This is a genomic window from Pseudoalteromonas sp. A3 (genome assembly GCF_025942345.1).
GTDB lineage: Bacteria > Pseudomonadota > Gammaproteobacteria > Enterobacterales > Alteromonadaceae > Pseudoalteromonas > Pseudoalteromonas atlantica.
Map to the genome: position 1 here is coordinate 1 of NZ_JAPCKL010000023.1, position 11,677 is coordinate 11,677.

Sequence of the window (11,677 nt, forward strand, 5' to 3'; positions counted from 1 at the left end):
AGCATTTGCTATGTGAAAGTAGGACATTGCCAGGCTCCAAATAAGAGAAACCCGTTACAGCGATGTAACGGGTTTTTTGTTGTCTGGGATTTAATAAGTAGGCGAACTCAGTAGAGAAACGTAACAGCTCGAAGGCGAGCCCTAAGAAAGGCCGACCAGACACAATGATAATGTAGTATTTGCTATGTGACTCTCTACCGCTGTGGGCACTACGACATTGCCAGGCTCCAAATACAAGAAAGCCCGACTCGAAAGAGCCGGGCTTTTTTACGTCCGCAGAAAAGTGAAAAATACATTCCAGATATTATTCGCACAGTCTCCACCACCTCCGTAGCGTGGGTTGAGTATCACGAAACCCGCGGATAACGCTCGCCGCACATCTTTGTATGGTAAATATAGTGTTCTTATCTCACGAGTTGGATTACCAGCAACAACAGTATCCGCCTCTATATGTTTCGTAACGACAGATCCCGCACCAATAACACTGTTATCCCAAAGGGTATGGGCTTGAACTATTATCAAATTTTTTTAGAAAGTCTTTTAAGTATTTTGCTAATTATCAATTGATAGCAAACCCTATAAACTTGCCTCATCTTGTATTTACATACCTTACCAAAGGGGAGAAGAGCATGTCTCATCAAATTATTAAAGACTTACATAACCGTTACACGGCTAAAAAATACGATACGAGCAAACGTATTTCATCGGCGGATCTTGACGTAATTAAAGAAGCTATTCGCTTGTCTGCTTCTTCAATCAACTCTCAACCTTGGAAGTTTGTATTGGTAGAAAGTGATGAAGCTAAGCAGCGTTTGCACGATACATTTGCTAACAAGCACCAGTTTAATCAATTACACGCTAAAGAAGCATCGCATACTCTTTTATTAGCTTACGATCCTAAGTTTACTAAAGAGAAGTTTGTTAAACGCGTGGATGTTGAAGTGAGCTCTGGTCACTTACCAGCGCAACTGCGTGAAAGCTTTATGGGTGCCTACGCTTTTGCTGAAATGAATACGGATGAAAATGGCTACAATGGCAGCTGGACTAAAGCACAAGTTTACCTAGCGCTGGGTAACATTATGCATACACTGGCGCGTTTAAATATTGCATCTACGCCTATGGAAGGTGTTGATCCAGAGTTAATCGGTGAGAAGTTTAGCGAAGAGCTTGATGGTCATATTTGTGAAGTGGCACTTGCAATGGGTTACCCAGTTGAAGAAGAAGATTGGAACTTTGGCAAACCTAAAGCGCGTTTACCTGTTGAAGATATTATAGCTACTGTATAACGTGTTGCTATAAGCTAATTAGCCGAGAGCCTTCTCGGCTTTTTTATTTTTAGAATAAACCATACGCTTGTGTTTCTTCGTCTTCCTGTTGTGCTAAATGATCAGGTCTAAATATTGCGCTAGGGTCTATTAAAACACTGTGTTTTTCGGCTAACTTTATTAGCCCTCGCATCATGCCTTTGGTTTGCGGGTCTATATCAAAGCCTACTTCGGTTAATTTATCGAGTGGCTTAATGTCTTCTTTTTTATAATCTATATTGTCCTCTACTTTATCTACTAGTAATCCGATATGCGGGTTGAGCCCATCTTTAGTAGTAAAAACAATAATAGGTTTATAATCGAGTGTTATTTGCTCTTTTGCCGCATCAAACAGTCGTTGTAATTGCATAAAGCTGTTGCGCTTTATACTCGCTAAATATTTACTGGCTTGTTTATAGTCTTGCTCGTTATGAGCGCTAACTGCGCGATCTGTTGCTGTTATTAGCGCTTGAAAAGGCTCATCAAGTTTTTCTATGATAGTTTTTAGGTCACTGTTGTCGGTTTTAAACTCTTTATAAAATACGGCGATGTTGTGCAGCTGAGTTTTATCGTTTGTTATTACGTGGCTCTGTTGCGCGATGCTTTTTTCAAATTGGCTAAACCAATCATTAAGCGAGGCTTGCCAGGTTCTTAGCTCATTAAGTGCTTTTTTATTACTTTGCTCTGTAGAGCTGCCATTTAAAATAACACCTAGGTCGAACACCGGCGTGGGTGTTTCCATGTAGTCTTTTACTCCAATAAAGCTCTTATTGTTATTTGGCAATGTAGTGAGGTTATTATCAAACCGCTCGGTGAGTAAAATATCGAGAATTTTAAGTGAAATGGTTTTACAGCCCACTTGAAAGTTTATGAATTCCATACCTTTATCTTTAATTGCCTTGTAATGCTTTAAGGATAGAACAAAATAGATAAATAGCTTAAAGGTTGTGTGGTTTTTTAATTAGTGACTTAACTGCGAGTTTAAATTGTTGCTCTAATGCTTTTTTTCCACTTAAGCAATGTTGCTTGATTAGCTGCTCATTACTGTGGTTTTGTAATACTATTTGTATCAGCAAGTGGCGATCTTCACTTTTAGTTGCCATTAGGCAGGATGGGGAGTGGTTAAATAAATACCATAGTTTTGGCGCGGTATTAAAGCGATTTATTGTACTAATTGCAGTGTTTATAGGTGGGCTGGGCACGCTAGATTCATCGATAAATTTACTTATTAGCTCACTGACTAACTCACTGTCGAGTTGGCTAAAGTGCGTTAATAAACCATAAAACAAATCACTTTTAAATTGCTGAGCTAAGGTATGTAAGCCCTGCGTGGATGTGTTTAATGCTTTAATAACAAGGGCTGAGTGCTCACCCGTGCTTTTATCTCGCTGATAACCTAGCTTTACCGCACTAAAGCCCTGAGATTGCCAAAAACGTAAAAGCCCAGCTGTAGCCCCAAAACTTGCACCTATATAACTACAGGTGGGTGTTAGCTGGTGCTGGCAATGCGCTAGCAATGCTTTACCTACGCCTTGTTGGTGCAGGTTAGGTGCAACAGCTATACGAATAACGCGTGCGCTTTGTTTTGTTAAATAGCTTGGCTGTGCGCTTAATTGCGCGAGCGATTGTGCCATTAAATGCCCTTGTGGACGGCGCTCACCACTGATTACTTGCTCAGCTAGCTCTGCATCCATACCGCCTTCAACTGCTATTAAACACACACCCACAACATGCATGTCGCATCTACTAATAAACAGCCTTTGCGCTGGTGCATCAAGTAATTGGCGTAAATCGTTAACACTGCTCTGGTAATGGGCAAGTGCTAGCAACGCAACTATTTGCTGCAGTAAAGGCTCATTGTCAACGAGTTGCTGTTGAGTGACTTCAACGTGCTCAATGCTATTTAAAGCGGGTGGGTATTCGTTATATTGTGCATCTAAAGCAAAGAGTGTGCGTACATGTTGCTCAAGAGGGTCGCCCTTGGCAAAACGTAAAGGCTCTTCTAAGTTTACAATTTTTGCCGCTTTGTAATTTGCTTTAATATGTTGCGTAAAGCGAATGGTATAGCCTCGGCCATTTCCCTCGTAACCTACCAAGGTGCTTGCAAAGACTATACGCGGGTAGTGCTTTAACATGGTTAACAGTAGTGGGACAGGTATTGCGGCGGCTTCATCGACCAGTAATAAATCACAAGGCGGCAACTGATTAAGCAGTGCATCGGGCGCCATGTATTGTAAATTAGCTAAATGTTTTTGCTGAGCCTTGTATTCCACCTGTAAGGTTTTAGCCAAATGCTTAAAACAGCTATGGGTGGCTCTAAATTGTGTTGCGCATACAATGATTTTTTTATCATGTAATGCTGCGGCTGCAAGACCTAGCGCGGCTGATTTTCCTCGCCCTCTGTCGGCATTAATAATTAAAGGCCTGTTCGCACGTCCTGTGGCCACCTTAGTTATTTGCTCAACGCATTGCTGCTGCGCCTGATACTCAATTTTATTTGTTACATTACTTTTGAGCGGCGGCTGTTTAAAGACAGTGTGTTCATCAAAGTGTATGGCAGGTAGCGTTTGTAAAAGGCGAGAAAAACGTAAATTAAAATAGCTTTGCTGATTACTACACCCATAAGACTGCACGCTTTGCAGCGCAGGGTCTTGCCATGAGGCTAAACGTTGTAAATCAGGCAGTAATAAAAATAAAAGCCCGCCGGCTTTTACGGTGCCGGCTAATGCAGCGAGTTTATCGGGGTAAATGCCACTAAAGCCATCATAAACGGCATGAGGAAACTCTTGCCCAAGTAGTTGATGAGTATGCTCAGGCCAACTTGCATTGGCAAGGCTGCTTGAAAGTAACTTTACATCATCCGAACGGGTTAACGCGCTTAATAGCTCATAGCACCACGTAGGCTGGCCTGTAATCAGCACTAACTGGCGATGCTTTGCGCCAGTTAGTTGCTGCGTTAATTGCTCAACAAAGTGCTTATACAGCTTGAAGTCGTGCATATGCGGTTACTAACCATTTGCTACCAAGGTCATCAAAGTTTACTTGCACACGCGATTGCGCGCCGCTGCCTTCGTAATTAAGCACAGTGCCAATACCAAATTTAGCGTGCAGTACACGTTGGCCTAAGTTAAAACCACTTTCTTCAAATACAGCATGGCTTACTGATGCACTAAAACGTCCTGCTGCAGGCGGTCGTGATACCTGTGTTTTAATACGAATTTCTTCTACGCAATCTTCGGGTATTTCGCGTAAAAATCGCGATGGGCTATGGTACTTTTCTTGGCCGTATAAACGACGGCTTTCGGCATGGCTTATGTAAAGTTTGTCCATGGCACGGGTCATGCCCACGTAACAAAGGCGGCGTTCTTCTTCTAAGCGCCCTGACTCTTCATTACTTTGCTGCGATGGGAACATGCCTTCTTCAACGCCCACCATAAACACAAGTGGAAACTCTAAGCCCTTAGCTGAGTGAAGAGTCATCATTTGCACAGCGTCTTCGTGTTCATCGGCTTGGCCTTCACCAGACTCAAGCGATGTATAAGCTAAAAAGCCTTGTAGTGGTGAGCTAAACTCTTCTTCTTCGGGGAGTTCATACTGATCGCAGGCACTGATAAGCTCTTCTAAGTTTTCTACGCGAGCTCGGCCTTTTTCGCCTTTTTCAGCTTGATACATAGCCATAAGGCCAGAGGTTTGAATAGCGTATTTGGCTTGCTCTTGCAGTGTAAGGTCGCTAATTTTATCTTCTATGTGCTCTACCAACTCTACAAATTTTGTAACAGCGCTTGCCGCACGACCCGATAAATGTTGTTGTTCAACAATTGCTTTAGCTGCGTACCAAAGAGGCAGAGACTCAGCACGCGCACAGTCGCGTATATGGCTAAGTGTTTTATCGCCAATACCGCGCGCAGGGGTGTTAATTACACGCTCAAATGCGGCGTCATCTTGGCGGTTTCCTACCAATCGTAAGTACGATAGCGCATCTTTAATTTCTTGACGTTCGAAGAATCGCATACCACCGTAAATACGGTATTTTAAGCCTTCTTGAAGCATGGCTTCCTCGAGTACACGAGATTGCGCGTTACTACGGTATAAAATAGCGGCGTCTTGCAACGCATTACCAGCATTTAACCAGCTGCGTAGCTTGCTGCTTACAAAGCGGGCTTCGTCTAGCTCGTTAAAGGCGGCATAAATTGATATAGGCTCGCCTTCGTTACCATCGGTCCAAAGGCTTTTACCCATGCGCTCTGAATTGTTTTTAATTAGCGCATTAGATGCTTTTAGGATGGTTGCGGTTGAGCGGTAGTTTTGCTCAAGACGAATAGTCTCGGCGTCAAAATCAGTTAAAAAGCGTTTAATGTTTTCTATTTTAGCGCCGCGCCAACCGTAAATACTTTGGTCATCGTCGCCTACAATCATAATGCTTTGTGTATCACCAGCAAGTAGCTTTAACCATGCGTATTGAATGGTATTGGTATCTTGGAACTCGTCTACCAGCATGTGGGCAAAGCGCTGCTGGTAATGGCGAAGTAGCGTAGGGTTATTTTTAAGTACTTCGTAGCTACGTAGCAGTATTTCGGCAAAATCGACTAAACCTGCACGGTCACACGCCTCTTGATAGGCGGCATATACACGTAGCATCATTTGCTCGTTTATATCGTAGGCTTGAATATCTTTAGGGCGCAGGGCTTCATCTTTTTTAGCACTGATGTACCAGCCAAATTGTTTGGCGGGCCACTTTTTGTCATCAATATTCATTGATTTTAATAAGCGCTTGATCATTCTTAGTTGATCGTCAGAGTCTAAAATTTGAAAGGCTTCTGGCAGGTTTGCTTCACGGTGATGAGCGCGCAAAATACGGTGTGATAAACCATGGAAAGTACCAATCCACATACCACCGACAGGGGCTTTTAAGGTTTCTTCAACACGGGTGCGCATTTCTTTAGCGGCTTTATTGGTAAAAGTAACTGCAAAAATACTATAGGCTGATGCTTGCTCAACCTGCATTAACCACGCGATACGATGAACTAAAACACGTGTTTTACCCGAACCAGCACCTGCTAATACCAGCATGTTTTGTAGTGGGGCTGCAACGGCATCGCGTTGTTTGTCATTTAAGCCATCGAGTAATTCAGAAACGTCCATCGTTACGCCTTTTCAATCAATAATGAGGGCAGTATAACAGGTGTTTTTGTTAGGCTAAATAAAATACTGTTTTTATGAACAGCTATTCTAAAAATACTTGTAAAACTAATCGCTTAGTCGCTTTTTTGTACTCTTAAGTAACGATAATTAATAATAAAAATAATCAAATTGACCTATATTTAGTAAAAAATACTAAAGCAGTTATTTAGTAGTAATTTAACTATTTGATTTTTAAGCTTTAATAAATTGGCATAAAGTGTGATAGTAAGTAAATAACTAAAACTTAAAATTAATTAACTACAGAGGTGAGTATGGCTGATCAAGGTTCTGGCGGTAATGTTATTGCAGCGTTGTGTAATATATTTTTTCCTGGTTTAGGGCAATTGGTACAAGGGCGAATTTTAGCCGCTATCTTTTTTGCGCTAGCTATTATAATTAGTTACGCACTTATTTATGTATTAGTAGGCTTCGTACTCGTGCCTATTATTTATTTATGGTCGATTATAGATGCTGCACGTTTTAGATCGCGAAGTTAGCTTTTATGTCACCTATTTAATAGCGCCCATTGGCGCTATTTTGCGTTTTAGGGTCGGTGTTTAAGGCTATTTATGGGTATAATTAGTGCATTAGCGTTTTAAAAGTAAAAATTATGGAATATCAATTTATACGTGACCCTATTAGTGGGCTGCGCATTAAAATAAGCAGCGAGCATGCCCTAATTGGCCGCTGGTTAAACGAAGAAATTGGCAAAGAAAAAGTCGCGATGGTACAAGCACTTATTAGCTCGGTAAAAACAAGTTACGAGCCAATAACGTTAAAAGGCCAAGAGATAGACTTAATACTCTCTAAAGACGAAGCCTTATTTGAAGCCCATGCTCTACACCAAGACAGCGAAGATTTAGTCGCCTATCAAGATGATGACTTAATGCTTGAAGAAAATGGCCTAGTGAGTGGTTGTGGCTTTGAAGATTTTATAGATTTAATAGAGTCGTGGGCTGAGTTTAGTGGCTCGCGTTAAATGTTTAAAAGGCCAACCTAGTTGGCCTTTTTTGTAATATCAATTGTGTAAAGTTATTAGGCATTTATAGCGCTCTATTTAGCACCCTAGAGTGATTAAATATTTAAGTCGATTGGTATATATCTACAGATTATTGATTTTCTATTGATTTAACGCCAGCTAATAATAGCTCCTCTGTTAAACGTACTTTGTAATTAGGGTTTGCGTACTGAAAATACACAACGCCGCTTTTATCAATTACAAATACAGCCGGTACAGGTAAAGCGACGTTTACTTTGCCTTGGGCATCAACAAAGTTAACACCGCGCTTATTGCGATAGATAGCGGCTGTTTTATCATCTAAAAAATAAGCTAAACCTAAGGCTTTTGCTAGGGTTAGGCTATCATCTGAAAGCAGTAAATAATTTGGCGAACTTATTTTACTTTGGGCTAGTTTTTCTGGGCTATCTGGCGATACTGCAATGATTTGCGCGTTTAAATTAGCGAGCTGCTGCTCAATTTTTTGTATATTAGCCAGTTGCTTTGAGCAATAAGGACACCAACCTCCGCGGTAAATAATAAGCACCGTTGTTTTTTCAGCAAAGCGCTTTTGTAACTCTACATTATTACCATGTTGATCTTTTAGCGTTATATTAGGCACGCTTAAGCCCGGTAATAATGGTGATACTTGCTCGGGGGCTGCAGCAATTCCTTCTGTACTTGCTTGCGCATTCGTTACTAAAAAAGCAGCCATTACAATAGTCGCCAAGGTGTGCAGTAACACTTTACTCATCATTATTTCCTGCCCTGTTTTTATGTGCTGTTTATAATAGATCAAAAATGCACTTTTTATTATTTGCCTGTATCATAAGCGTAATTTAAAAGCTCAAGTGGAAACGATATGTCAGCCAACTTAAATAAGCTAGTAGTAATGCTAGAAATGCAAAATGCCATGAACACTAAAGTTCATGATCAATGGTTTAGCCAAGGCTTTGAGTGGTACAGAGCCATTTGGGTAGAGTGTGCAGAAATGCTAGATCATTACGGTTGGAAGTGGTGGAAAAAACAAACCCCAGACACCGAGCAAGTCATTCTAGAATTGGTTGATATATTTCATTTTGGTTTGTCGTTAAGAATTGACGGAACAACCTCTTACGAAGAGTTAGCTAAGCAGCTAGAACAAGAACTTAGCGCACCACAGGCCGCAGATGACTTTAAACAAACTCTTGAAATATTAGCAGCTTCAGCAGTTGCAAATAAAACCTTTAACGCGGCCGCGTTTGCAGGGTGTATGGCGCAAATAGGGATGGATATTGACGATTTATACCGCGGTTACGTAGGTAAAAACACGTTAAACTTTTTCCGCCAAGATCATGGCTACAAAGATGGCAGCTACATCAAAGTATGGAATGGCCAAGAAGATAACGAGCATTTAGTCGAAGTCGTTAAAAGCCTTGATACCGAACATGCCGACTTTGCAAAGTTAGTATATCAAGGCCTAGTGGCGCGTTACCCGCAACAATAATCTAGCTGCTAGATTATGTTTCTGTAGTCGGTTACGTTTAAGTAATCGGCTATTACATTATGTGGTTGCTGGCTATCTGGGTTGGCCACCGCAAGTAAATGTTCAATGCCGTATTCTCGGGCAGCATTTAAAACAGGCACACTATCATCAACAAACAAAGTGCGCTGCTTATTAAACCCTAAGTCTTTTTGTACTTGATGCCATAAACTTTGCTGCTCTTTACTCACTCCGTATTGATGAGTAGACACCACGCCATCTAAATAATTATCTATCGCGGTATGTTCAAATTTAAGCATGACGTTTTCAGGGTGGGCGTTAGTTAAAAGAATTAGCTCTTTACCTGCCTTTTTTAACTCAGTTAAAAAGTGGGGCACATCTTCGCGTACTTTTATTAAGTGCTGGGTTTGGCGTTTTAATTCCATTATTGGTAAATTGAGTTGCTCTTGCCAATAATCTAAGCAATACCACTGTATTTGACCACTTACCGCTTGATAGCGTTTGTGCATATCGGCTTTTGCTTCATCAAGGGTAATATTGCGAGTGAGCGCAAGTTGCTCTGGTACAACGTTAAGCCAAAAGTGACTATCGAAATGTAAATCGAGTAATGTTCCGTCCATATCGAGTAAAACGGTATCGATTTTTGACCAATTTAGCATGGGCTTTTCCTTGTGAAAAGTTTATGATTAAGCACAACTGCCATGATAGCAAAATAACGCCAATGACACAGAAAAAGCACCCAACTCCGCCTCAAATTATTAGTAACAATGTAGTTGCTAAAAGCCGTTTATTTACTGTTGAATCGTTAGAGCTTAAGTTTTCTAATGACGAAGAGCGCCAGTATGAGCGCATACGTGGAGGTGGCCGCGGGGCTGTAATGATTGTACCAATAACTGCAGATAACGAAATGCTACTGGTACGTGAATATTGCGCGGGCACAAACGACTACCAATTAGGCTTTCCTAAAGGCTTGATAGACCCAGGCGAAACACCACAGCAAGCTGCAAACAGAGAGCTTAAAGAAGAAGTGGGTTTTGGTGCTGAATTTTTTGAGCCACTAAAAGTAGTATCAATGGCGCCAAGTTACTTTAACGCGACCATGCATATTTTATTTGCTAAGCAACTATATCCGCAAACGTTAGAAGGTGATGAGCCCGAACCTTTAGTGGTTGTTAAGTGGCCATTAACAGATTGGCAGTCATTATTAGAGCAAGACGATTTTACCGAAGCTCGCAGTGTTGCCGCTTTGCTATTATTAAATAAGTATTTAGCGTCTGGAGCTGCAAATGAATAAATTACTAGAGCCTTGTATTGAACTTGCACAAAGTGCAGGCGATGCCATTATGGCTATTTATAAAAAAGACGATATTGGCCAGCAAGAAAAATCAGACTCTACGCCTGTTACAAAAGCAGACTTAGCGTCTAACGATGTGCTTGTTGCTGGCTTAAAAGCGCTTGCGCCCGACATTCCTATCATGTCGGAAGAAACGCCTATTCCGGCACTTGCCCAAAGAAAGAACTGGCAACGCTATTGGTTATTAGATCCGATGGATGGCACTGGCGAGTTTATTTTAGAAAGTGGTGACTTTGCCGTTAATATTGCACTTATTGAAAATAATCACCCCGTTTTAGGTGTGATTCATTGGCCAGCAAAAGGGATCACTTACTTTGCTACTGCTAATCAGGGTGCATTTAAACGAGAAAATGGTAGCGACACAAAAATGTCGGTAGCAACACCCGATAACCTAACGTTGGCAGTAAGTCGTAGACAAAAAATTGAAGCGGTCAGTCAGTATTTAAATACGCAGTTTGCCACTATTGCAGTAGGCTCGTGCTCGCTAAAAGCATGTATAGTTGCCGAGGGCAAAGCCGACTGCTTTTTACGAATTGGTCCTACAGGCGAGTGGGATACCGGCGCGTCACAAGTTATTGTAGAAGAAGCGGGTGGGTGTATAACCGATGCAGAGTTTAATCCGCTTACTTATAACCAGCGTGAGAGTACTGAAAACCCTGACTTTATTGTAATGGGACACCCAGATTGGGAGTTTCAAAAAATGATAAGCCCACACCAGAGATAGCTATTTATAGTGCTTGTTGATTGCTTTTTGTTCGGTTGAACACAATTAACTAGTTAAAGCCTTGCAATATAAGTTTATTCCTATATTATAGCGCTCTCTTCGAAACAGGCTCGTTATTAACACGAAACTATTTCAAAGAAATTACAGGCGCGGGATGGAGCAGCCTGGTAGCTCGTCGGGCTCATAACCCGAAGGTCGTCGGTTCAAATCCGGCTCCCGCAACCAATTTTTTAAAAGCTTGGTTACTGTAAACTCTTACTTAAGAGATTAAATTAAGTAGTCGATAGACTTAAAATATACAGGCGCGGGATGGAGCAGCCTGGTAGCTCGTCGGGCTCATAACCCGAAGGTCGTCGGTTCAAATCCGGCTCCCGCAACCAATTTCCTTCAGGGGTTTGAGGTTACTGTAAAATGTTAGTTAAAGAAAAGCTTGTCGGTCTCAGCTCTTCATTAGCCGCAAAGGTAGTCGCTTTAAATTCGGCTCCCGCAACCAATTTCCTTTAGGAAGTTGGCAGCCACGTTGTAATGTAAGCAACGCTAAATAAGTATACATATTTCAGGCGCGGGATGGAGCAGCCTGGTAGCTCGTCGGGCTCATAACCCGAAGGTCGTCGGTTCAAATCCGGCTCCCGCA

General features: G+C 41.6%; 11 protein-coding genes, 3 tRNA genes and 1 pseudogene. 9 read left to right on the forward strand and 6 right to left on the reverse strand.

Annotated features, from left to right (window positions below):
- Positions 1 to 396 precede the first annotated feature (396 nt).
- A pseudogene (locus OIZ54_RS20350) lies at positions 397 to 495 on the reverse strand (sugar O-acetyltransferase); the annotation flags it as partial.
- Between the two features lie 134 nt (positions 496 to 629).
- Between OIZ54_RS20350 and OIZ54_RS20040 the strand changes: the two are divergent.
- Positions 630 to 1,286: an NAD(P)H-dependent oxidoreductase gene (locus OIZ54_RS20040; protein WP_024031966.1), complete on the forward strand. Its 657-nt coding sequence runs from the start codon at positions 630 to 632 to the stop codon at positions 1,284 to 1,286.
- Positions 1,287 to 1,335: 49 nt separating this feature from the next.
- Here OIZ54_RS20040 and OIZ54_RS20045 read toward each other — a convergent pair whose 3' ends face one another.
- From OIZ54_RS20045 to uvrD, 3 genes are read right to left on the reverse strand one after another with little or no spacing between them, the layout of a single operon-like run.
- Entirely contained in the window at positions 1,336 to 2,184 is an 849-nt protein-coding gene (locus tag OIZ54_RS20045) for a chemotaxis protein (RefSeq protein WP_121636814.1), read from the reverse strand.
- 58 nt (positions 2,185 to 2,242) lie between these two features.
- Positions 2,243 to 4,303: a GNAT family N-acetyltransferase gene (locus tag OIZ54_RS20050; protein ID WP_264391138.1), complete on the reverse strand. Its 2,061-nt coding sequence runs from the start codon at positions 4,301 to 4,303 to the stop codon at positions 2,243 to 2,245.
- Complete coding sequence (gene uvrD, locus OIZ54_RS20055; protein ID WP_024031969.1) at positions 4,281 to 6,446, reverse strand: DNA helicase II; 2,166 nt, start codon at positions 6,444 to 6,446, stop codon at positions 4,281 to 4,283. The genes OIZ54_RS20050 and uvrD overlap by 23 nt, the downstream gene beginning before the upstream one ends.
- Positions 6,447 to 6,757: 311 nt before the next feature.
- On the opposite strand from uvrD, the gene OIZ54_RS20060 reads away from it, so the two are divergent.
- Together OIZ54_RS20060 and OIZ54_RS20065 are read left to right on the forward strand one after the other, a co-directional pair.
- Positions 6,758 to 6,982, forward strand: a complete 225-nt coding sequence (locus OIZ54_RS20060) for a hypothetical protein (RefSeq protein ID WP_004588664.1) — start codon at positions 6,758 to 6,760, stop codon at positions 6,980 to 6,982.
- A gap of 113 nt (positions 6,983 to 7,095) precedes the next feature.
- Positions 7,096 to 7,464, forward strand: a complete 369-nt coding sequence (locus OIZ54_RS20065) for a YacL family protein (protein ID WP_054983969.1) — start codon at positions 7,096 to 7,098, stop codon at positions 7,462 to 7,464.
- A gap of 130 nt (positions 7,465 to 7,594) precedes the next feature.
- Here OIZ54_RS20065 and OIZ54_RS20070 read toward each other — a convergent pair whose 3' ends face one another.
- On the reverse strand, positions 7,595 to 8,239 hold the full coding sequence (locus OIZ54_RS20070) for a peroxiredoxin-like family protein (RefSeq protein WP_264391141.1): 645 nt from the start codon (positions 8,237 to 8,239) through the stop codon (positions 7,595 to 7,597).
- A 105-nt stretch (positions 8,240 to 8,344) separates the two neighbouring features.
- Between OIZ54_RS20070 and OIZ54_RS20075 the strand changes: the two genes are divergently transcribed.
- Complete coding sequence (locus OIZ54_RS20075) at positions 8,345 to 8,968, forward strand: dUTP diphosphatase (RefSeq protein ID WP_004588667.1); 624 nt, start codon at positions 8,345 to 8,347, stop codon at positions 8,966 to 8,968.
- Between the two features lie 8 nt (positions 8,969 to 8,976).
- Here the strand turns inward: OIZ54_RS20075 and yrfG are convergent, their stop codons facing one another.
- On the reverse strand, positions 8,977 to 9,624 hold the full coding sequence (gene yrfG, locus OIZ54_RS20080; RefSeq protein WP_004588668.1) for a GMP/IMP nucleotidase: 648 nt from the start codon (positions 9,622 to 9,624) through the stop codon (positions 8,977 to 8,979).
- A gap of 62 nt (positions 9,625 to 9,686) precedes the next feature.
- Between yrfG and nudE the strand changes: the two genes are divergently transcribed.
- The 5 genes from nudE to OIZ54_RS20105 all read left to right on the forward strand — a co-directional run bounded on the left by nudE (position 9,687) and on the right by OIZ54_RS20105 (position 11,677).
- Positions 9,687 to 10,259 carry an ADP compounds hydrolase NudE gene (nudE, locus tag OIZ54_RS20085; protein WP_029772216.1) on the forward strand — a complete coding sequence of 191 codons (573 nt, stop codon included), beginning with the start codon at positions 9,687 to 9,689 and terminating at the stop codon, positions 10,257 to 10,259.
- On the forward strand, positions 10,252 to 11,043 hold the full coding sequence (gene cysQ / locus OIZ54_RS20090) for a 3'(2'),5'-bisphosphate nucleotidase CysQ (protein WP_004588670.1): 792 nt from the start codon (positions 10,252 to 10,254) through the stop codon (positions 11,041 to 11,043). Before nudE ends, cysQ begins: the two co-directional genes overlap by 8 nt.
- Positions 11,044 to 11,191: 148 nt before the next feature.
- A tRNA-Met gene (locus OIZ54_RS20095) sits at positions 11,192 to 11,268 on the forward strand.
- Positions 11,269 to 11,346: 78 nt separating this feature from the next.
- Positions 11,347 to 11,423, forward strand: a tRNA-Met gene (locus OIZ54_RS20100).
- 181 nt (positions 11,424 to 11,604) lie between these two features.
- Positions 11,605 to 11,677 (forward strand) — tRNA-Met (locus OIZ54_RS20105).

Bases quoted from the DNA above. Each gene is read 5' to 3' on its own strand.
- OIZ54_RS20040 (WP_024031966.1), top strand. From the start codon at position 630: ATGTCTCATCAAATTATTAAAGACTTACATAACCGTTACACGGCTAAA.
- OIZ54_RS20045 (WP_121636814.1), bottom strand. From the start codon at position 2,184: ATGGAATTCATAAACTTTCAAGTGGGCTGTAAAACCATTTCACTTAAA.
- OIZ54_RS20050 (WP_264391138.1), bottom strand. From the start codon at position 4,303: ATGCACGACTTCAAGCTGTATAAGCACTTTGTTGAGCAATTAACGCAG.
- uvrD (WP_024031969.1), bottom strand. From the start codon at position 6,446: ATGGACGTTTCTGAATTACTCGATGGCTTAAATGACAAACAACGCGAT.
- OIZ54_RS20060 (WP_004588664.1), top strand. From the start codon at position 6,758: ATGGCTGATCAAGGTTCTGGCGGTAATGTTATTGCAGCGTTGTGTAAT.
- OIZ54_RS20065 (WP_054983969.1), top strand. From the start codon at position 7,096: ATGGAATATCAATTTATACGTGACCCTATTAGTGGGCTGCGCATTAAA.
- OIZ54_RS20070 (WP_264391141.1), bottom strand. From the start codon at position 8,239: ATGATGAGTAAAGTGTTACTGCACACCTTGGCGACTATTGTAATGGCT.
- OIZ54_RS20075 (WP_004588667.1), top strand. From the start codon at position 8,345: ATGTCAGCCAACTTAAATAAGCTAGTAGTAATGCTAGAAATGCAAAAT.
- yrfG (WP_004588668.1), bottom strand. From the start codon at position 9,624: ATGCTAAATTGGTCAAAAATCGATACCGTTTTACTCGATATGGACGGA.
- nudE (WP_029772216.1), top strand. From the start codon at position 9,687: ATGACACAGAAAAAGCACCCAACTCCGCCTCAAATTATTAGTAACAAT.
- cysQ (WP_004588670.1), top strand. From the start codon at position 10,252: ATGAATAAATTACTAGAGCCTTGTATTGAACTTGCACAAAGTGCAGGC.